The 18,579-nt window shown below is 62.6% G+C and carries 20 protein-coding genes; 12 read left to right on the top strand and 8 right to left on the bottom strand.

The features are described 5' to 3' along the window. Nucleotides 1–342 precede the first annotated feature (342 nt). Nucleotides 343–1,551: a tyrosine--tRNA ligase gene (gene tyrS, locus Q376_RS0106355; protein WP_027349616.1), complete on the bottom strand. Its 1,209-nt coding sequence runs from the start codon at nucleotides 1,549–1,551 to the stop codon at nucleotides 343–345. Nucleotides 1,552–1,568: 17 nt separating this feature from the next. Further along, complete coding sequence (locus Q376_RS24705; RefSeq protein ID WP_155834175.1) at nucleotides 1,569–1,763, bottom strand: hypothetical protein; 195 nt, start codon at nucleotides 1,761–1,763, stop codon at nucleotides 1,569–1,571. Here Q376_RS24705 and Q376_RS0106350 point away from each other — a divergent pair. The 6 genes from Q376_RS0106350 (at nucleotide 1,762) to Q376_RS0106325 (ending at nucleotide 6,268) form a co-directional block, all read left to right on the top strand. Then, entirely contained in the window at nucleotides 1,762–2,487 is a 726-nt protein-coding gene (locus Q376_RS0106350; protein ID WP_043446467.1) for a YggS family pyridoxal phosphate-dependent enzyme, read from the top strand. The two genes, Q376_RS24705 and Q376_RS0106350, sit on opposite strands and share 2 nt — an antisense overlap. A gap of 60 nt (nucleotides 2,488–2,547) precedes the next feature. After that, complete coding sequence (gene proC / locus Q376_RS0106345; protein ID WP_027349614.1) at nucleotides 2,548–3,372, top strand: pyrroline-5-carboxylate reductase; 825 nt, start codon at nucleotides 2,548–2,550, stop codon at nucleotides 3,370–3,372. Between the two features lie 78 nt (nucleotides 3,373–3,450). Then, nucleotides 3,451–4,044 (top strand): YggT family protein, encoded by a 594-nt coding sequence (locus Q376_RS0106340; protein WP_027349613.1) that lies wholly within the window; start codon nucleotides 3,451–3,453, stop codon nucleotides 4,042–4,044. Beyond that, nucleotides 4,044–5,201, top strand: coding sequence for a homoserine O-succinyltransferase MetX (gene metX / locus Q376_RS0106335; RefSeq protein ID WP_027349612.1), 1,158 nt, complete (start codon nucleotides 4,044–4,046; stop codon nucleotides 5,199–5,201). Before Q376_RS0106340 ends, metX begins: the two co-directional genes overlap by 1 nt. A 1-nt stretch (nucleotide 5,202) precedes the next feature. Beyond that, a complete protein-coding gene (metW, locus tag Q376_RS0106330) occupies nucleotides 5,203–5,784 on the top strand; it encodes a methionine biosynthesis protein MetW (protein WP_027349611.1) in 582 nt (193 codons plus the stop codon). Between the two features lie 88 nt (nucleotides 5,785–5,872). Further along, a complete protein-coding gene (locus Q376_RS0106325; protein WP_027349610.1) occupies nucleotides 5,873–6,268 on the top strand; it encodes an acyl-CoA thioesterase in 396 nt (131 codons plus the stop codon). Here Q376_RS0106325 and sfsA read toward each other — a convergent pair. Next, a complete protein-coding gene (gene sfsA, locus Q376_RS0106320) occupies nucleotides 6,235–6,996 on the bottom strand; it encodes a DNA/RNA nuclease SfsA (RefSeq protein ID WP_027349609.1) in 762 nt (253 codons plus the stop codon). The genes Q376_RS0106325 and sfsA overlap by 34 nt on opposite strands. A gap of 182 nt (nucleotides 6,997–7,178) precedes the next feature. Here sfsA and dksA point away from each other — a divergent pair, with 182 nt between their 5' ends. From dksA to panC, 6 genes are all read left to right on the top strand, one after another. Next, a complete protein-coding gene (gene dksA, locus Q376_RS0106315; RefSeq protein WP_027349608.1) occupies nucleotides 7,179–7,616 on the top strand; it encodes an RNA polymerase-binding protein DksA in 438 nt (145 codons plus the stop codon). Nucleotides 7,617–7,696: 80 nt separating this feature from the next. Next, entirely contained in the window at nucleotides 7,697–8,587 is an 891-nt protein-coding gene (gene gluQRS, locus Q376_RS0106310; RefSeq protein WP_027349607.1) for a tRNA glutamyl-Q(34) synthetase GluQRS, read from the top strand. Between the two features lie 923 nt (nucleotides 8,588–9,510). Further along, nucleotides 9,511–10,872: a polynucleotide adenylyltransferase PcnB gene (pcnB, locus tag Q376_RS21590; RefSeq protein ID WP_052364998.1), complete on the top strand. Its 1,362-nt coding sequence runs from the start codon at nucleotides 9,511–9,513 to the stop codon at nucleotides 10,870–10,872. 4 nt (nucleotides 10,873–10,876) lie between these two features. After that, entirely contained in the window at nucleotides 10,877–11,377 is a 501-nt protein-coding gene (folK, locus tag Q376_RS0106300; RefSeq protein WP_027349606.1) for a 2-amino-4-hydroxy-6-hydroxymethyldihydropteridine diphosphokinase, read from the top strand. A 40-nt stretch (nucleotides 11,378–11,417) separates the two neighbouring features. Continuing rightward, nucleotides 11,418–12,209, top strand: coding sequence for a 3-methyl-2-oxobutanoate hydroxymethyltransferase (gene panB / locus Q376_RS0106295; RefSeq protein WP_027349605.1), 792 nt, complete (start codon nucleotides 11,418–11,420; stop codon nucleotides 12,207–12,209). A gap of 41 nt (nucleotides 12,210–12,250) precedes the next feature. Then, nucleotides 12,251–13,099, top strand: coding sequence for a pantoate--beta-alanine ligase (gene panC / locus Q376_RS0106290; protein WP_027349604.1), 849 nt, complete (start codon nucleotides 12,251–12,253; stop codon nucleotides 13,097–13,099). Between the two features lie 16 nt (nucleotides 13,100–13,115). Here the strand turns inward: panC and Q376_RS21585 are convergent, their stop codons facing one another. The 5 genes from Q376_RS21585 to rbfA all read right to left on the bottom strand — a co-directional run bounded on the left by Q376_RS21585 (nucleotide 13,116) and on the right by rbfA (nucleotide 18,568). Further along, a complete protein-coding gene (locus Q376_RS21585) occupies nucleotides 13,116–14,408 on the bottom strand; it encodes a CynX/NimT family MFS transporter (protein ID WP_081803420.1) in 1,293 nt (430 codons plus the stop codon). Between the two features lie 180 nt (nucleotides 14,409–14,588). Beyond that, nucleotides 14,589–16,712, bottom strand: a complete 2,124-nt coding sequence (pnp, locus tag Q376_RS0106280) for a polyribonucleotide nucleotidyltransferase (RefSeq protein WP_027349603.1) — start codon at nucleotides 16,710–16,712, stop codon at nucleotides 14,589–14,591. 191 nt (nucleotides 16,713–16,903) lie between these two features. After that, the gene (gene rpsO, locus Q376_RS0106275) at nucleotides 16,904–17,173 is read right to left on the bottom strand and encodes a 30S ribosomal protein S15 (RefSeq protein WP_027349602.1); all 270 of its coding nucleotides are present in this window, start codon (nucleotides 17,171–17,173) and stop codon (nucleotides 16,904–16,906) included. An 85-nt stretch (nucleotides 17,174–17,258) separates the two neighbouring features. After that, complete coding sequence (truB, locus tag Q376_RS0106270) at nucleotides 17,259–18,179, bottom strand: tRNA pseudouridine(55) synthase TruB (RefSeq protein WP_027349601.1); 921 nt, start codon at nucleotides 18,177–18,179, stop codon at nucleotides 17,259–17,261. Beyond that, the gene (rbfA, locus tag Q376_RS0106265) at nucleotides 18,179–18,568 is read right to left on the bottom strand and encodes a 30S ribosome-binding factor RbfA (RefSeq protein ID WP_027349600.1); all 390 of its coding nucleotides are present in this window, start codon (nucleotides 18,566–18,568) and stop codon (nucleotides 18,179–18,181) included. Before rbfA ends, truB begins: the two co-directional genes overlap by 1 nt. Nucleotides 18,569–18,579: the final 11 nt, after the last annotated feature.

The raw sequence follows: 18,579 nt of genomic DNA, 5'->3' as shown, positions 1-18,579 counted from the left end.
TGACTGGATACATCAGTGACGTTGCCGTCTCATCGAGCCGAGCGCCCACACAAATTGCCTGATCGACTTGTTAAAGAGCGTCTCGCCGCGGACTGAACCTGGCTTCGAAGAAGCCTGCCCTGCGTCGAGTGGATGAGCATTCTACTCAGAAACGCTTTGGTGTCAATCACTTCTTCGAGAAGCGTGTCGTTCGGAGCATACTGACCACCGCATCCAAGCCGACCTGAAACACCAAAACAATCAATGACTTGCTCTTCCCGCTGCGGGTTAACCCCGGTCAGCGAGGGCGTACTTTATAGACCCACTCGCCACTTGGCAAGCGCTTTCGCCAAGTTTTTGACCTCAGGGTCCAGGCACCAACGACACGCGGGCGAAACTACGTTTTCCCGCCTGGACGACGTAGCTACGGCCGAACTCGAGCAAGGCATCTTTGTCGATCACCACACCATCCACTTTGACCCGCCCGTTGTTGAGCAGGTCCTTGGCCTGGGCGCTGTTCTTGACCAGCCCCGAGCGGTTGAGCACGAAACCGATCGGCACACCGGCGTCGCCTGCGAAAGCGACCTCGACTTCCGGCATGTCCTCAGGCAACTCACCGTCGCCAAGAACGTTGCCGCTCGAGCGATGCGCATTGGCCGCAGCATCTTCACCGTGATAACGAGCGATCAGCTCGCGCGCGAGCACCATCTTGATGTCACGGGGATTGGCTCCATTAGCCATCTCTTCGCGCAACGCATCGAGCTCAGTGTTGGACTTCAACGAGAGCAGGTCGAAGTACTTCCAGATCAACGCATCGGGCATGGAGACCAGCTTGTTGAACATCGCCCCCGGCGCCTCGTCGACACCGACATAGTTGCCGAGCGACTTGGACATCTTCTGCACACCGTCGAGGCCTTCGAGCAGCGGCATGGTGATCACCACCTGTGGGGTCTGGCCGAAATGCTTCTGGATCTCGCGCCCCATCAGCAGATTGAACTTCTGGTCGGTACCGCCCATCTCGATATCCGCTTCGAGGGCCACGGAGTCATAGCCTTGCACCAGCGGATAGAGGAACTCATGAAGCGAAATCGCCTGGTTAGACTGATAGCGCTTCTCGAAGTCGTCCCGCTCGAGCATCCTCGCCACTGTGCTTTGCGCTGCGAGCTCGATCATTTCGGCCGCACCCATCTTGGAGAACCACTCGGAATTGAACCGTACCTCAGTGAGCTCGGGATCGAGGATCTTGAACACCTGCTGCCGATAGGTTTCGGCATTTGCCTTGACCTGCTCCTCGGTCAGCGGCTTGCGAGTCACGCTCTTTCCGCTCGGATCGCCGATACGGCCGGTGAAATCGCCGATCAGGAAGATCACCGTGTGACCCAGCTCCTGGAACTGACGCATCTTGGTCAGCAGCACACTGTGGCCCAGGTGGAGATCGGGCGCGGTTGGGTCGAACCCTACCTTGATACGCAACTTACGGCCCGAACGCAGTTTCTCGAGCAGCGCGTCCTCGAGCAGGATTTCATCGGTGCCGCGCTTGATCAGCTCAAACGCCTCGACAACGTCGTTCATCAATCGTCTCTCTCGCGTCAGGAAAAGCGGATTCGGGAGCGACGCACCCCAACACGCTGCGCCACCTCGCCTGCAAAAAGGGCATGATTGTACCATGCCATCGGCGATGCGCCCGCCGCCGCAGCTCGCTTTGCCGTCACCAGCGGCAGTTGGTTAATATCCGACTCCGCCACTTCGATCGCACCAATCGCCCCGCGCAGGAATCCGATCATGCCCGTCGACCCAACCACGCCACAGAGCGTTTCCGACCGCCTCGCGCAGGTCAGCGAGCGTCTCGCCCAGGCCCTCACCGAGGCCGGCCGTGATCCTGCAGCAGCGCGCCTGCTGGCGGTAAGCAAGACTCAGCCAGCGGACCGGCTGCGCGCCCTTTACCAGGCAGGGCAGCGGGCGTTCGGCGAGAACTATCTGCAAGAAGCGCTGGGCAAGCAGGCCATGCTTGCCGATCTCGACATCGAGTGGCATTTCATCGGCCCGATCCAGTCGAACAAGACACGCGACATCGCCGAGCATTTCGATTGGGTACATAGCGTCGATCGTGAGAAGATCGCCCAGCGCCTGAATGACCAGCGCCCCAGCGACCTCCCCCTCCTCGACGTGTGCCTGCAAGTCAACGTCAGCCAGGAGCAGAGCAAGTCAGGAGTGGCCCCAGAGGCGCTGTTCTCGCTGGCGCAGCGCGTAGCGGCGATGCCTCGCCTGCGCCTGCGGGGACTGATGGCGATTCCCGAGCCCTGTAACGATCCCGTACTCCAGCGAGCGCCTTTCGCACGGCTGCGCGAGCTGTTCGAGTCGCTTCGAGCGGAGCTGCCGCAGGCCCCACTCGACACGCTGTCGATGGGGATGAGCGCGGACCTCGAGGCTGCGGTCACCGAGGGCGCCACCATGGTTAGAATCGGTACCGCCATTTTCGGCCCACGTGAATATCCGAATGGCCCCTGAGAAGAAATGCTTGCCGCCGCTCGCAGCACAAAGACGGGGCGGCCAATCAAGGAGTTCGACATGCCCAGCCAGCTGAGCTTCATCGGCGCCGGCAACATGGCCCGCGCGATCATCCAAGGCCTGATCGCAAGCGGCCATCCCCCAGAGAAGATCACCGCCACCGCTACCCGCGACCAGACCCTCGCACCGCTTCGCGAGCGCTTCGCCATCGCGACCTCGCTGGACAATCGAGCCACCGCGCTGAATGCCGACGTCTTGATCCTTGCGGTAAAGCCGCAGAAGCTCGCCGAGCTATGCGCGGGTCTTCGAGACACCGTGCAGCAAAGGCGCCCGCTGGTACTGTCGGTGGCGGCAGGTATCCGCTGCAGTTCGATCGAGCGCTGGCTGGGGGGCAATATTGCCGTCGTCCGCTCGATGCCCAATACACCTTCGCTCGTCGGCACGGGGGCCTGCGGACTTTATGCAGCAGCGGGCGTGAGTGATGCACAGCGGGCCCTGGTGGAAAGACTCATGGGCGCCGTTGGCATCACCGAATGGGTAGAGCAAGAGGAACTGCTCAGCGTCGTCACTGCGATCGCCGGAAGCGCACCGGCCTACTTCTTCTATATGATCGAAGCGCTGGAAAAAGCGGGCGTGGCCCAGGGCCTGAAACAGGACAGCGCTCGGCGGCTGGCGATCCAGACCGCACTGGGCGCAGCGAAGATGGCCGCTCTCGGCGAACATGATCCCGAGACGCTGAAACGCCAGGTGATGTCGCCCAACGGCACCACCGAGCGCGCGATCCAGCGCTTCGAGGCCGGAGGATTGGAGGCGCTGGTGCTCGATGCCTGCAATGCCTGCCGGGACCGCGCCAACGAGCTGGCGGACCAACTCGACCAGCCTTAGCGCAAGGCGCTCGCGCTTTGCCGAAATCACGGGGGCGGCCACAGCCGCCCCTTCACGCGCCTGACACTGGAGGATGCCATGGGCTCCCAGATGGGAAGCATCGGCCTGACGCTGATCAATACGCTGTTCAATCTGTTCGTCTTCGTGCTGATGCTACGCTTTGCGCTGCATGCCTCGCGAGCCGACTACTACAACCCGATGACCCAGGGCGTGGTCAAGGCAACCGGCTGGCTGGTCCATCCGTTACAGCGGCTGCTACGTCCGATCGGCCGTTTCGATCTGGCTTCGCTGGTGGCAGCGATGTTGGTCAAGATCGCTGCCCTGCTGCTGATCTTCCTGCTCTTCGCTGGCACCCTCCCTCCTGTGCTCAACCTGCTGATCGCGGGTTTCGCCGGTGCACTCAACGCCCTGGTGAAGATCTACTTCTTCGCCCTTATCGTGATGATCATCCTCAGCTGGGTCGCACCGCGAGCGGACCATCCTGGCGCGCTGCTGGTGATCCAGGTCACGGAGCCAATCATGTCGCCGCTGCGTAGGGTGATTCCGCCGCTGGGAATGCTCGATCTGTCCCCGATCGTGGCCTTCATCCTGATCAACCTGATCGACAGTATCGTGGTCGGTTCGCTGGTTCGTGCCTCGATGCTGCCGGCCCGCGTGGTGGTGGGCTATTGATGGTGGACACGCAGTCGGGTTCGGTAGGCTTGGTCGAACCCAGCATCGCGCGTTTCGATACGCCTCTAGAGCTCGCTTGCGGGAGGACGCTCGATGCCTTCGAGTTGGTCTACGAGACCTATGGCGAACTCAATGCGCAGCGCAGCAACGCCATCCTGATCTGCCATGCACTGTCGGGCCATCACCACGCGGCGGGTTTCTACCCGGGAGAACAAAAGCCCGGGTGGTGGGACACCCACATCGGCCCCGGCAAGAGCATCGATACCCGCCGCTACTTCGTGGTCGCGCTGAACAACCTCGGCGGCTGCCACGGCAGTACCGGCCCCACCTCGATCAATCCCGCGACCGGACGGATCTGGGGACCCGACTTCCCGCTGATGACGGTCACCGACTGGGTAGAGAGCCAGGCAAGGCTCGCTGACCATCTCGGCATCCAGCGCTTCGCTGCCGTGATCGGCGGAAGCCTCGGCGGCATGCAGGTGCTGCAATGGTCGCTCGCCTACCCTGATCGTCTGGCCCACGCGATAGTGATCGCCGCCACGCCAAAGCTTTCAGCGCAGAACATCGCCTTCAACGAAGTGGCCCGGCAGGCGATCCGTTCGGACCCCGAGTTTCATGACGGCTGGTACGCCGAGCACGATACGCTGCCTCGCCGAGGGCTGCGGCTTGCGCGCATGGTCGGCCATATCACCTACCTCTCCGAGCTGGCGATGGGGGCGAAGTTCGGCCGCGACGTGCGTAACGAACTCAACTTTGGCTACGGTGTGGAGTTCGAGATCGAGTCCTACCTGCGCTACCAGGGCGAGAGCTTTTCCAATCGCTTCGACGCCAACACCTATCTGCTGATGACCAAGGCGCTCGACTACTTCGATCCCGCGGGCGCTTGCGATGGCGACCTTGCCGCGGCGCTTGCGCCAGCGCAATGCCGCTTCCTGGTGGTCAGTTTCACTAGCGATTGGCGCTTCGCGCCAGAGCGCTCCAAGGAACTGGTCGATGCGCTGATGCTGGCAGGCAAGCGGGTGAGCTACGCCAACGTGGATTCGCCCCACGGCCACGATGCCTTCCTTTTGCCCCACCCCCGCTACGACACGGTGTTGGAAGGGTTCCTGCGCCACGCCGGCGACACCCTGTCACTGCCTAGGGCTGAAGATGAATGAGATGAGAGCGGATCTTGCACTGATCTACGAATGGGTCGCACCGAACACCCGGATGCTCGATCTCGGCTGCGGTGACGGCGCCTTGCTCGAGCTGCTCGGACGTGACAAAGGGGTCACGGGCTATGGCCTGGAGATCGATCACGACGGGATCAATGGCTGCATCGCGCGTGGCGTCGATGTGATCGAGCAGGACATCGACCAAGGCTTGGCCAACATCCCGGACGACGCTTTCGACCTGGTGGTGATGACCCAGGCGCTGCAAGCGCTCAAGCGGCCCGACCTGACGCTGGATGAAATGCTTCGTGTCGGGCGGGAGTGCATCATCGCCTTCCCGAACTTCGCCTACTGGCGCCACCGCCTGCATCTTGGCATCAAAGGCCGGATGCCGGTCTCGTCATCACTGCCCCATGCCTGGTACGACACCCCGAACATCCACCTTTCGACTTTTCGAGACTTCACCAACCTGTGCCACTCCCGCGGCTATACCATCATCGACCAAGCCGTCGGTCGCCAGGGTTCGTGGAGCGTGCGACGCTGGCCGAACCTGCTCGGTCAAACGGCGATCTTCCGTGTCCGCCGCTAAGGCGTGTCGACACGGCCCAGGCCGGGCCGGTAGAAGCCACCGCTCACTGATAGAATCGAATCCAGCCGCCGCACGCCAGGAGACGCAGATGAATTTCCATACCCGCAAATGGATCAAGCCCGAAGATCTCAATCCCAACGGCACACTGTTCGGCGGCAGCCTGCTGCGCTGGATCGATGAAGAGGCGGCGATCTATACGATCATCCAGCTCGACAACCCTCGCGTGGTGACCAAATTCATCTCAGAGATCAACTTCGTCTCCAGCGCCCGCCAGGGCGACATCATCGAGCTCGGCATCACCGCGACACACTTTGGCACCACCTCGATCACGCTCAAGTGTCACGTGCGCAACAAGATCACCCGTAAGAGCATCCTCACCATCGAGAAGATCGTATTCGTCAACCTCGGCGAGGATGGCCTGCCTGCGCCCCACGGCCGGACCCAGATCACCTACGTCAAGGACCGGCTCCCCAGCGAGGAGTGACTCTCAGGCGCCAGTATCACTTCCAACCGGCGCTCCAGCGCCATTTCCGCCGTCGTACCCTCGGCCTCGATGCGACAACCATAGGCCAGTACCTCGACGCCGCAGCGTACCGCATCGAGCAGGCCTGCAGCGTACGCGGGATCGAGGTGCCAGGCCGGTAGCACACGATCGATTCCCGTATGGGCGACGCAGAAGAGCAGCACCGCACGCCCGCCACCGGCGGCGATACCGCTCAGCGTGCGCAGGTGCTTGAGCCCACGTACGCTGACCGCATCGGGAAAGTAGCCTAGTCCGTCCGGCTCGCGAAGCGTCACCTGCTTGACCTCGACGTAGCAGTCGGGAGAAGCGAAATGGTCGAGGCGGAAATCGAGTCGCGCGTCTTCGACACGCACTTCCGCCCGCATTCCCACCCAGCCCTTCAGCTCTTCGATCACTTCCCGCTCGAGCGCCTCGCGCACCAAATGATTGGCGCGCGCGGTGTTGACCGAGGCGAACGACGAACGATCGGCGTCGTCGAGCTGGATCAGCTCCCAGCTCCACGCCAGCTTGCGCTTGGGGCTATCGCTATGGGAGAGCCATACCCTCGCCCCCTCGCGATCGAGTCCGCGCATCGATCCCGTATTAGCGCAGTGGGCAACCACCTGCTGACCTGAATCCAACACTACATCAGCGAGAAAGCGCTTGTAGCGCCGGACCAAGCGCCCTGTACGAAGTTCGTTGAATTTCAAGCCATCTCCCGTTCAAGGATCGGAATTCTATGCTATAAGGCCTCATCGCAATGCCATATACATCTTGCACTGCGAGGTTTTTTTCTATAAAAGGCTCTACCTTCGGTGGGTCAAGCACACCCGAGAGGGTGGGATCGCTGCGACCTTGCGGCCCAAGATACACTGCGCAATGAGGCATCCCCATGGCAGTAGCCGAACAGCAACCGGAAGCGCTGAACAAATTCACCCCGTACCAGCCGGCCCCGGGTGAAGAGTACATGAACGAGAAGCAGCTGGAGCACTTCCGTCAGATGCTGCTGGATTGGAAACGGGATCTGATGGAAGAGGTCGATCGAACCGTTCGGCATCTTCAGGAGGAGGCGAACAACTTCGCCGACCCTGCCGACCGTGCTACTCAAGAGGAAGGGTTCAGTCTCGAACTCCGCACTCGTGATCGCGAGCGCAAGCTGCTCAAGAAAATCAACGAGACCATCGAGAAGATCGACGAGGAAGACTACGGCTATTGCGAGGCCTGTGGCGTGGAGATCGGCATTCGCCGTCTCGAAGCCCGGCCAACCGCGACACTGTGCGTCGACTGCAAGACCCTTGCAGAGCTCAAGGAGAAGCAGCTCGGCGGTTGAACCCCTCGATGCTCAATGATCCACGACGGACGCCTCGGCGTCCGTCTTGCTTGGGGTCGAAAACCCAGGGAGCGAAAGCGATGAGCGGGGCTGCAAGCTATCGCGGAAGGTTCGCACCGACCCCGTCAGGCCCGCTGCACTTCGGTTCTCTGATCGCCGCCCTCGCCAGCTGGCTCGATGCACGTGCGGTGGGAGGCGAATGGCTGCTGCGCATCGAGGATGTCGATCCTCCCCGCTGCCCTCGTGGCGCAAGCGAGGACATCCTCCGTCAGTTGGAAGCATTCGGCCTCCACTGGGATGGCGATGTACGCTATCAGAGCCAGCGTAGCGAAGCCTACCAGCATGCCCTGGAAAAACTCGCCACCCTCGGCCTCGCCTACCCCTGTGGCTGCTCACGCAAGGATTGGCAGGGGTTCGATCACTACCCAGGCTGGTGCCGTGAAGGCAGCCTGCACCCCGATCGCCCGCAGGCATGGCGTCTTCGCACCGATTCAACGCACCAACCGGTCAAGGTCAGCTGGCGGGACCGCAGGCTCGGCTGGCAGGAATGGACCCCCGCCGCACTTGGCGACGTGGTGCTCAGACGACGCGATGGATTCTGGGCTTATCAGCTGGCGGTCACGGTCGATGATGGCGACCAAGGCATCACCGATGTGGTGCGTGGATCGGATCTGCTCGACAACACTCCCTGGCAGCTGCTGCTGCAGCGCAACCTGGACCTGCCACCACCCAGCTACCTGCATCTCCCATTGGCCCGCGCCGCCAATGGGCAGAAGCTCTCGAAGCAGAACCTTGCCCCAGCGCTGCCCCGTAGCGAGGAGGCCGCACGGGCGCATCTCCATGCGGCGCTGCGCGCGCTCGGCCAGCGACCACCCGCCGAGTCGCGCGATGCACCAGTTCAGGAGCAGCTCTGCTGGGCGAAGCGCCATTGGCGCAGCACCGCGATCGGGCAAGGCGACATCCTTATCTGACCGCTCGCTAGTCTCGCCAGGAACCTACCCCCGCCGTCGCATCGACCATTCCGGCACTGAGTTCAAGCGATCTTTGGTGGCGCACCCAAGGTCGTATCTCGCCGCGCCCGAAACCTCGCTATGCTCAGCCCCAATCAGCGAATGCACCAAAAAAGAACGCTGGCGCACCATTTTCGAACAATAGTGTCGGCAAGTTAGCCGGAGGTCGATGATACACGCAGTGACGCTCTGCCCACCAAAACCATAACCGCATGTTTTAAATGTAAAAAAAACAAACTGGCACACATCGAGCATTGATATCGGCAAGAAAAACAACATCGCTCGTCAGCGAAGGAATAAAAACAACAACCTTCGCCCAAGGAGGCAGCGCAACAAGAACAACAAGCGCTCCTCTCGACATCCGATACAGCGATACCGACAAGAACAAGAATCGCTGGATGGAGACGAACGTGCCGACATGACAATAACAACGTCGGTCCAAGGAGAGTAATACGCGACGCCGCGAACGAGGCACAACAAGAACAACGCCTCCCGGTCGGCACCCCGGAACAAGAACAACTCACCGGGGCAGCCATCTCTTTTCGATGAACAAAGAGAGCGTCCGCGTGCATGGAGGATTGTTTTGAATACGGCACGGCGCATTAGCCCGCAACACCAAGCGTCCGTCGAGCTCACGTATCTCGCGCCTGCGATGCGTATTCAGAGCGATGCGCCATACACGAAGAATTCAAGCGCATCTTTAGCTTCGCTGCCATCGCCATGTGCCAGGCAGCATTCAGGGAGGCTTCGGCCTCCCTTTTGCTATTTGAGCGCAAGGCTCGGTAGCCGCTCTTTGCATCCCCGGGCACCTTGGTTACACTTACCGGAACCAGCAGAATGTCGCTTCTCATTTCGTCCAGCTTCGATCAGGTACCGGTAAACGTTTGAAAACCCCAGTCGGCGACCAGGCCTCTCTTTCCGCTCCTCGCATCCTCCCTCGTGATGAGCACTCCCTCTCTCGAGGCATGCTCAGTGAAAACGCTCTCAAGGTTCTTTACCGCCTCAACAAAGCGGGGTTCCAGGCGTATCTAGTGGGCGGCTGCGTGCGTGACGGCCTGCTGGGCATCACCCCGAAGGATTTCGACGTTGCCACCGACGCGACGCCTGACGAGGTCAAGGCGCTGTTCCGCAACGCCATGATCATCGGCCGGCGCTTTCGCATCGTTCATGTCCGGTTCGGCCGGGAGATCATCGAGGTCACCACCTTCCGTGGCCAGCATGATGACGAGGATGACGTCAGCCGAGCACACCGCTCGGCCACGGGCATGCTGCTGCGCGACAACGTTTGGGGAAGCATCGATGAGGATGCACTGCGCCGCGATTTCACCGTCAATGCGCTCTACTACAGCGTCGCCGATTTCTCGATCTATGACTGGACCGGCGGCATCGACGATCTCGAGCGCCGCCAGCTGAAACTGATCGGCGATCCTGAGGTGCGCTATCGGGAAGATCCGGTTCGGATGCTGCGAGCGATACGCTTCGCCGGCAAGCTCGGATTCAAGATCGAGGAACGCACCGCGGCGCCGATCATCGATCTCGCGCCACTGCTGCTCTCGATCCCCCCCGCCCGGCTGTTCGAAGAAGTGCTCAAGCTGTTTCTCAACGGCGCGGCGCTGGAGACCTATCGAGGCCTGCGCGAGCATGGCCTGTTCGCGATGCTGTTTCCGGTCACTTTCGATGCCTTGAGTGTCATGCCATGGGCCGAGACGATGATCGAACAGGCACTGGTCAACACCGACCAGCGCATTCTCGAAGGTAAACCGGTCACTCCGGCCTTCCTCTATGCCGCGCTGCTGTGGCCGGCCGTAGTGATGGACGCCAATGCCCTCGAAGAAGAAGGCATGCCACCGGCACTCGCTCACCAGCAGGCGGCCCAGCAGGTGATCAGCCGTCAGCTGCAGCACACCTCGATCCCGAAGCGCTTCAGCTTCCCAATGCGCGACATATGGGAGCTCCAGCTGCGTCTGCCGCGCCGCAAGGGCAAACGCGCCGACCAGGTGATGAGCCATCCGCGCTTCCGTGCCGGCTACGACTTCCTGCTGCTGCGCGAAAGCGCTGGGGAACTGGCGGCCGGCCTAGGGGAGTGGTGGACACGCTACCAGACCCTCGAGGATGCAGAGCGCCGGGGGATGATCAGCCAGATCGTCCACGAACCCGCCGGCCTCGACGAGCCGCTGCCCGAAACCGCATCCAAACCGACGCGCTCACGCCGCCGACCGCGTCGTCGCCCTCCTCGGGGAGAATGAGAGGATGCCCGACGCTGTGCTTGCCCATCGGGCTTTCATCGGTCTGGGCAGCAACCTGGATCTTCCTCGAAAGCGAATCACCTCGGCCATCGAGGCGCTCGCCTCGCTGCCGCTTTGCAAGCTGGTGAATGCCTCGCCACTTTATGCCAGCCGGCCGGTGGGCCCTCAAGATCAGGACGACTTCATCAATGCCGTGGTGGAGCTGCATACCGCCTACTCACCGCTGGCATTGCTCGACCAGCTGCAACGCCTCGAGCAGAGCCAAGGTCGAGTGCGGCTGCGTCGCTGGGGCCCACGCACGCTCGATCTCGACCTGCTGCTGTTCGATGATCGTGTGATCGAACACCCTCGCCTTTGTGTTCCCCACCCAGAAATGCTAAATCGTGCCTTCGTATGGGTACCGCTGCTGGACATCTCTCCTGGCCTGCGAATGCCCGACGACCGTGTACTGAGCGATCTGGTGGATGACTCACTACGCGGCTCACTGGTCGAGCTCACGCCCTGAGCCGGCGCTTCCTCAACGACCTTCCAACGAGAGCCTTGCCATGCCCGCCGTCACTCTCTCGACCCTTACAGGTCGCCGTGAGTCCAACACGCCCTTCAGCTGTCTGACCGCCTACGACGCCACCTTCGCGCGTCTGGCCAGCGACGCTGGCGTCGAGGTACTGCTGATCGGCGACTCCCTCGGCATGGTGCTTCAAGGACACTCGAGCACCCTGCCGGTCACCATCACCGACATCGCCTATCACACCGCCTGCGTCGCCCGAGCAGGAGTCGACAGCCTGATCATGGCGGATTTGCCGTTCATGGCCGATGTCAGCATCGAACGGCTGCTCGACAATGCGGGAATCCTGATGCGCGCGGGCGCGCAGATGGTCAAGATCGAAGGAGAGGCTTGGCTCGCCGAAGGCGTCGAAGCGCTCAGCCGACGAGGCGTACCAGTCTGCGTGCACCTGGGATTGACTCCCCAGCATGTCAATGCACTGGGCGGTTACCGTATCCAAGGTCGCGATCCGGAGAGCGCGCAGCGGATCATCGACGATGCCCTGGCGCTGGAGCAGGCCGGCGCTGCGGTCGTGCTGCTCGAATGCGTGCCGAGCGATCTCGCCCTCGAAGTACGCGACGCGCTGACCGTGCCCGTGATCGGCATTGGCGCAGGCCCCGATGTCGACGGGCAGATCCTGGTCATGCACGATATGCTCGGCGCCTCGCTCGGACGTGTGCCACGCTTCGTGAAGAACTTCCTGATCGGCGAAGCATCGATCCAGGAAGCATTCGCGGCTTACCACGAAGCGGTGGTGAGCCGGGAATTCCCCGCCGAAGAACACTGCTTCTGAGCGCCTGGCGTACGCTCTGAACCGCTCGAGGGCACCCCATCATGCAGACATTCCATACCATCGCCGCGCTACGCCAAGCGCTCACCAAAGCTCGCGCAGCTGGCCTGCGTATCGCGCTGGTGCCGACGATGGGCAATCTCCACCGCGGTCACCTGGCTCTGGTGGAAGAGGCGCGACGTCGCGCCGATCTGGTCGTGGCATCGATCTTCGTCAACCCGATCCAGTTCGGGCCAAACGAAGATTTCGCGCGCTATCCTCGCACTCTGGATGACGACCGGGCCCAGCTCGAGTCGACAGGCTGCGATGTGCTCTTCGCACCCGATGTCGATACGCTCTATCCCAATGGATTGGACGGCTTGACCCAGGTGCGGGTGCCGATAGTCTCGGAAGGACTTTGCGCCGCCACGCGCCCAGGGCATTTCGACGGTGTGGCGACGGTGGTCAGCTTGCTGTTCCACATCGTCGGACCCGATGTCGCACTGTTCGGCAACAAGGATTACCAGCAGCTAGCGGTGATTCACAAACTGGTCGCGGATCTGCACTTCCCGATCGAGATCGTCGGCGTAGCGACCGTCCGAGACGCCGACGGGCTGGCACTCTCTTCACGCAATGGCTATCTCGATCGAGAGCAACGGGAGCGTGCACCCCTGCTGGCTCGCGGCCTGCACAGCATCGCCGCACGCCTGGCCCAGGGCGTCCCGGCGGCCCAGGCCCTGGCACAGGGGCGTGCCACCCTCGAGGCTCAAGGCTTCGTGCTCGACTATCTCGAGCTGCGCGCGCCCGATCTCGCACCGCTCGACGGCGACGCTCGCCAAGCGATCCTGCTGGCCGCCGCCTATCTCGGTACGACCAGGCTGCTCGACAATCTTGCGGTCACCCTCCCAGGCTGAACCCGCGGCTCTGCAATCAGCCGGTTTCGACGAAGCGATCGCGGCCGGCATTGAACCCGCACAGCAGTGCCAGCACGCCGATGGCGAGAACCAGCCCTGCCACGGCGAACCAGTCGCCGCGCAGGTCGTGCAGCAGCCCCACTCCCAGGGTGCCGAATGCGGCCAGCGAGTAGCCGATGCCCTGAGCCATGCCGGAGAGCGCGCCCGCGCTCTGGGCATTGTGGGTTCTCAGCACAAGCAGCGCGAGCGCCAGACTGAACGTCCCTCCCTGGCCGAGGCCAAGCAGCACGATCCAGAGCCACAGCGTAGAGACAGGCATCAACAGGATGCAGAGCAGCGGTACGACGCTCAGGGTGAGGAACAGCGCGATCACGCCGCTCTGGTGACGAAATCTGGCGGCGATGAACGGTCCGCCCAGCGCGGTGACGAGCTGCAAAAGCACCGATACGGACATCATCAGTCCAGCCTCGAGCGCGCCGAGCCCACGCGCCATCAGCATCGTCGGCAGCCAGCCGAAGACGATGTAAGCGAGCGAGGACTGCAGGCCCATGTAGAGCGTGATCTGCCAGGCAAGCATCGAACGCCAGGGTGCTCGCACACGCCGACGCTCCGACTTCGGTTCGTGCTTCGAACGCCGGAGCTGCGGGATCCAGAACGCCGCGGCGGCCAAGGCCAACAGCGCCCAGCAGGAGAGCCCTAGCCGCCAGCTGCCACCGAACGCCTCGGCCAGCGGCACACTGGTACCTGCAGCGAGGGCCGCGCCGCTGCACAGCGCCATGGTGTAGATCCCGGTCAACAGGCTTGCATGGTGCGGATAGTGACGCTTGACCACGCTCGGTAGCAGCACCCCGGCCACGCCGATTCCCGCCCCCGCCATGACCGTGCCGAGCAGCAGTCCGGCAATGCCGAAGACACCACGCAGCGCGATGCCGGCGGCAAGCACCAGCAAAGCGAGCAGGATCGTTCTGGCGCTGCCGTAGCGGTGGGACAAACGCGGGGCGAGAAAGGCAAAGGCTCCGAGGCAGAATACCGGCAGGAAGGTCACCACTCCCGCGAAGCTGGCACTGAGGCCGAGCTCGCTGCTCACCTGGTCGAGCAGTGGCGCAAGGCTTGAGAGCGCTGGGCGCAGGTTGAGCGCAACCAGTACCAGCCCGACCAGCAGCGGAAGATGATGCGAGAGGAAGGCGCCCGCCGGCTGGCCAGGAATGTCGCGCCGATCTGGGCCAGGCGGCTCCGCGCAGACGTAGGACGGTTCCGCCCCCTTGGTCGAAGACGGCGCTGCGCACGCGGAAGAAAGAGGAGTAGTCATTAGCGGGGGCACGATCAGGCGCCTTGCAAAGGCTCGGGCCAGCGAGTCTACCCGCAGCCGGAAGCAGATTGAACCGTTCGGACAAGTCCATCGGTCCAATGTGCGAGAGCCCCGCATGGCAGTAGCCATGCGGGGCTCTCGTTGAATCGTCCGGCGCGGCGATCAGGCCGCGCCCGGCGATTACTCTCCTTCGCCGAGGCTCGCCTCGAAAGCTGCCTTCTCGGCCGGTTCGATCTCCTTGATCGACAGCTTGACGCGTCCGCGATTGTCGACGTCGAGCACCTTGACGGTGACCATATCGCCCTCGTTGAGGAAATCGCGCACGTCGTTGACGCGCTCAGGCACGATCTGCGAGATGTGCACCAGGCCGTCAGTACCCGGCATGAAGTTGACGAACGCGCCGAAGTCGGCGATCCGCACTACCTTGCCGCGGTACAGCTTGTTGATCTCCGCTTCGGCGGTGATCGCCAGCACGGTATCGACCGCTTTCTTCGAGCCTTCCTTGGTATCGGCATAGATCCGCACCGTACCATCGTCCTGGATGTCGATCGAAGCACCGGTGTCTTCGCAGATCTGGCGGATGGTCGCGCCACCCTTGCCGATCACGTCGCGAATCTTGTCGGTGTCGATCTTGATCAGCACCATCGAAGGCGCGTGGTCCGCGACTTCCGAACGGCTCTCGCTGATCACCCGGTTCATCTGCTCGAGGATGCTCTGGCGTGCTTCGAACGCTTGGTTCAGCGCACGCTCCATGATCTCCTCGTTGATTCCCTCGATCTTGATGTCCATCTGCAGCGCGGTGACGCCGTTGACCGACCCTGCGACCTTGAAATCCATGTCGCCGAGGTGATCCTCGTCGCCGAGGATATCGGTGAGCACTGCGAAGCGGTCACCATCCTTGACCAGGCCCATGGCGATACCCGCGACCGGTGCCTTGAGCGGCACGCCTGCGTCCATCAGCGCAAGCGAAGAGCCGCACACCGAGGCCATCGAGCTCGAGCCGTTGGACTCGGTGATCTCGGAGACCACGCGAATCGAGTAGGGGAAGTCGTCGCCGTTCGGCACCATCGCCTGGACGCCGCGCTTGGCCAGCCGCCCGTGCCCGATCTCGCGACGCTTCGGCGAGCCGAAGAAGCCAGCCTCACCGACGCTATAGGGAGGAAAGTTGTAGTGGAACATGAAACGCTCGTGGCGCTCGCCCTCGAGGCCCTCGATCAGCTGCGCTTCGCGCAAGGTACCGAGGGTCGCGGCGACGATGGCCTGGGTCTCGCCACGGGTGAACAGCGCCGAGCCGTGAGCGCGCGGCAGTACCCCGACCTGGATCGACAAGGGACGCACGGTCTTGTGATCGCGACCATCGATGCGCGGCTCGCCCGCCAGGACCCGCTCGCGAACGATACGTTTCTCGAGCGAAGCGAAGGCACCAGCCACCGCGTCGGCCTCGAATTCGCCAGTACCGGCCAGACGTTCGATCGCCTGTGACTTGAGCGCGGCGAGGGCGTCCTGGCGGGCCATCTTGTCGGTCACCCGGTAAGCTTCACCAATGCCAGCTTCGAAGCCAGCGGCAACCGCCTGCTTGAGCGCGACGTTTTCGACCGCCGGCTGCCAGTCCCACTTCGGCTTGCTGCCTTCCAGGGCGAATGCCTTGATCGCCTCGATCGCGACCTGCATTTCCTGGTGGGCGAAGAGCACCGCGCCGAGCATTTCGTCTTCGGTCAGCTCTTTGGCTTCCGACTCGACCATCAGTACCGCTTTATCCGTGCCGGCGACGACCATGTCGAGCTCGGAGCTCGCCAGTTCCGCCTGGCTCGGGTTGAGGAAGTAGCCGCGATCCTCATTGAATGCCACGCGCGCGGCGCCAATCGGGCCGGCGAAAGGCACGCCGCTGATCGCAAGCGCAGCGGAGGTGCCGAGCATCGCCGCGATGTCGGGATCGTGCTGCTTGTCGGCCGACATCACCGTGCAGATCACCTGCACTTCGTTCATGAACCCCTTGGGGAACAGCGGGCGGATCGGGCGATCGATCAGACGCGAGGTCAGCGTCTCCTTCTCGGTCGGACGCCCTTCACGTTTGAAGAACCCACCGGGAATCTTGCCGACCGCATAGGTCTTTTCCTGGTAGTGAACGGAGAGAGGGAAGAAGTCCTGGCCCGGCTTGACATCCTTGCGAGCGACTGCGGTGCAGAGGACTACGGTATTGTCGATGGTGACCAGCACGCTGCCGGTAGCTTGACGGGCGACGCGGCCAGTCTCCAGCGTGACGGTCTGACCGCCGTACTGGAAGGTCTTGGTGACGGGATTCACTCTGAATTCCTTCGAATGTTATACGATCGTGTACGCTTTCTATGCGCTCAGGTCGCCATCTTAGAGCCTTCGGCCTGCACTGTCACTGCGCCCTCGGGCGCACCATGAATGCCATTACCTGGAACGCATCGAGGCGAAAAAAAACAGGCAGCCCGCAGGGCTGCCCGTTCGATACAGTGCAAGGCGTGCGCTCAGCGACGCAGGCCAAGGCGCTGGATCAGGCTCTGGTAACGCTCGAAGCTCTTGCCCTTGAGGTAGTCGAGCAGCTTGCGGCGCTGGTTGACCATGCGGATCAGGCCACGACGGGAGTGGTGATCCTGCTTGTTGGTCTTGAAGTGGTCCTGCAGACCTTCGATGTTGGCGGTCAGCAGTGCGACCTGGACTTCCGGGGAACCGGTGTCGTTTTCACTGGCACCGAATTCCTTGACGATTTCGGCCTTGCGCTCGGCGGTAAGTGCCATGGGAGCTTCTCCAATCAATATGCTTTGAAATAAAGCAGTCAGTGTCGAAGACCACGCATATTTGCAGTCTTCAGCGAAGGCGACGTCAGCCGTTGGCCGCGTCGCGCAAGAGACGTCGGGGAGCGAGTTCGCCCTCCTCCGTCACAGTGACGAGCCCCAGCAGGCGCTCGTCGCAGTACAGCCTCGCCATGGTGCCCGGGGCATGAGACCCGGTCGCACAGCGGATCCGCCGCCCCTGGTTCAACAGCAGGGCGGTCGGCTCATCGGTTTCGAGCCTGGGCAGGTGCGCGATCAGCGCATCGACCGGCAGCAGTCGCACATCGCGCTCCTCGCCCAATGCCTCGAGCGCATCCAGACCCAGCATCGCACCCGCCTCGAACGGCCCCGTGCGCAGCCGCCGCAGCGCGCTGAGATGCGCACCGCAGCCAAGCGCCGCGCCGATGTCCATGCCAAGCGTGCGAATGTAGGTGCCCTTGCTGCAATCGACCTCGAGATCGAACCAGCCGGCATCCGCATCGAGCGAAACGAGGCGCGTATGATAAATGGTTACACGCCGCGGCGCACGCTCGATCTCGCGCCCTTCACGGGCCAGCTCGTAGAGCGGGCGGCCCTGATGCTTGAGCGCTGAGAACATCGGTGGAATCTGCTCAATTTCACCACGAAATCGCGCTAGCACGCATTCGATGCCCGCTTCGTCTAGCGCGGGTATCGGGCGCTCTTCCAGCACCACACCCTCTGCGTCCCCGCTGTCGGTGGTGGTACCGAGCTGGACCCGGGCGAGATAACGCTTGTCGGCGTCCAGGGCGAACGAGGAGAACTTGGTCGCCTCGCCGAAGCAGATCGGCAAGAGCCCCGTGGCCATCGGATCGAGCGTGCCGGTATGCCCCGCCTTGGCAGCCTGGAACATCCCCCGCGCGCGCTGCAGTGCACGGTTGGAACTCAACCCCTTCGGCTTATCGAGCAGCAGCACGCCGTCGACCGAACGACCCCGACGACGCCTCGCCATCACTCCGACTCCGGCTCATCGTCGCGGCTGCGCCGATCGCTATCCACCGCACGCTCGATCAGCCGTGAGAGCTGATCACCCCGAGCCACGCTCTCGTCATAGTGGAAGCGCAGCTCGGGCACATGACGAAGCTTCATCCGCCGAGCGACCTGCGAGCGCAGGAAACCGGACGCACGCTTGAGGATCTCGAGGTTCTCGCGTACGCGGGCAGCATCGTTCTCGCCGAGCAGGGTGAAGTAGACGTCCGCATAGCCGAGGTCACGACTGACCTTGGCATCGCTGATCGTCACCATACCCAAACGCGGATCCTTGACCTCGCGCTGCACCAGCAGCGCGAGTTCCTGTTTGAGCTGCTCGGCGACCCGATCGGTCCTGGTAAATTCACGCATCTGCGCTCCTC

This window comes from Halotalea alkalilenta DSM 17697 (assembly GCF_000621205.1).
Lineage (GTDB): Bacteria > Pseudomonadota > Gammaproteobacteria > Pseudomonadales > Halomonadaceae > Halotalea > Halotalea alkalilenta.
The sequence above is the reverse complement of the archived record's forward strand: the minus strand, read 5'-3'. Positions and strand labels throughout refer to the sequence as shown.

Excerpts from the sequence above, each read along its gene's own strand:
- dksA (WP_027349608.1), top strand. The coding sequence starts at position 7,179 with ATGGCAGTAGCCGAACAGCAACCGGAAGCGCTGAACAAATTCACCCCG.
- Q376_RS0106325 (WP_027349610.1), top strand. The coding sequence starts at position 5,873 with ATGAATTTCCATACCCGCAAATGGATCAAGCCCGAAGATCTCAATCCC.
- truB (WP_027349601.1), bottom strand. The coding sequence starts at position 18,179 with ATGGCGAGGCGTCGTCGGGGTCGTTCGGTCGACGGCGTGCTGCTGCTC.
- Q376_RS0106350 (WP_043446467.1), top strand. The coding sequence starts at position 1,762 with ATGCCCGTCGACCCAACCACGCCACAGAGCGTTTCCGACCGCCTCGCG.
- metX (WP_027349612.1), top strand. The coding sequence starts at position 4,044 with ATGGTGGACACGCAGTCGGGTTCGGTAGGCTTGGTCGAACCCAGCATC.
- panC (WP_027349604.1), top strand. The coding sequence starts at position 12,251 with ATGCAGACATTCCATACCATCGCCGCGCTACGCCAAGCGCTCACCAAA.
- metW (WP_027349611.1), top strand. The coding sequence starts at position 5,203 with ATGAGAGCGGATCTTGCACTGATCTACGAATGGGTCGCACCGAACACC.
- tyrS (WP_027349616.1), bottom strand. The coding sequence starts at position 1,551 with ATGAACGACGTTGTCGAGGCGTTTGAGCTGATCAAGCGCGGCACCGAT.
- folK (WP_027349606.1), top strand. The coding sequence starts at position 10,877 with ATGCCCGACGCTGTGCTTGCCCATCGGGCTTTCATCGGTCTGGGCAGC.
- panB (WP_027349605.1), top strand. The coding sequence starts at position 11,418 with ATGCCCGCCGTCACTCTCTCGACCCTTACAGGTCGCCGTGAGTCCAAC.
- gluQRS (WP_027349607.1), top strand. The coding sequence starts at position 7,697 with ATGAGCGGGGCTGCAAGCTATCGCGGAAGGTTCGCACCGACCCCGTCA.
- proC (WP_027349614.1), top strand. The coding sequence starts at position 2,548 with ATGCCCAGCCAGCTGAGCTTCATCGGCGCCGGCAACATGGCCCGCGCG.
- Q376_RS24705 (WP_155834175.1), bottom strand. The coding sequence starts at position 1,763 with ATGATCGGATTCCTGCGCGGGGCGATTGGTGCGATCGAAGTGGCGGAG.
- Q376_RS21585 (WP_081803420.1), bottom strand. The coding sequence starts at position 14,408 with ATGACTACTCCTCTTTCTTCCGCGTGCGCAGCGCCGTCTTCGACCAAG.
- rbfA (WP_027349600.1), bottom strand. The coding sequence starts at position 18,568 with ATGCGTGAATTTACCAGGACCGATCGGGTCGCCGAGCAGCTCAAACAG.
- rpsO (WP_027349602.1), bottom strand. The coding sequence starts at position 17,173 with ATGGCACTTACCGCCGAGCGCAAGGCCGAAATCGTCAAGGAATTCGGT.
- Q376_RS0106340 (WP_027349613.1), top strand. The coding sequence starts at position 3,451 with ATGGGCTCCCAGATGGGAAGCATCGGCCTGACGCTGATCAATACGCTG.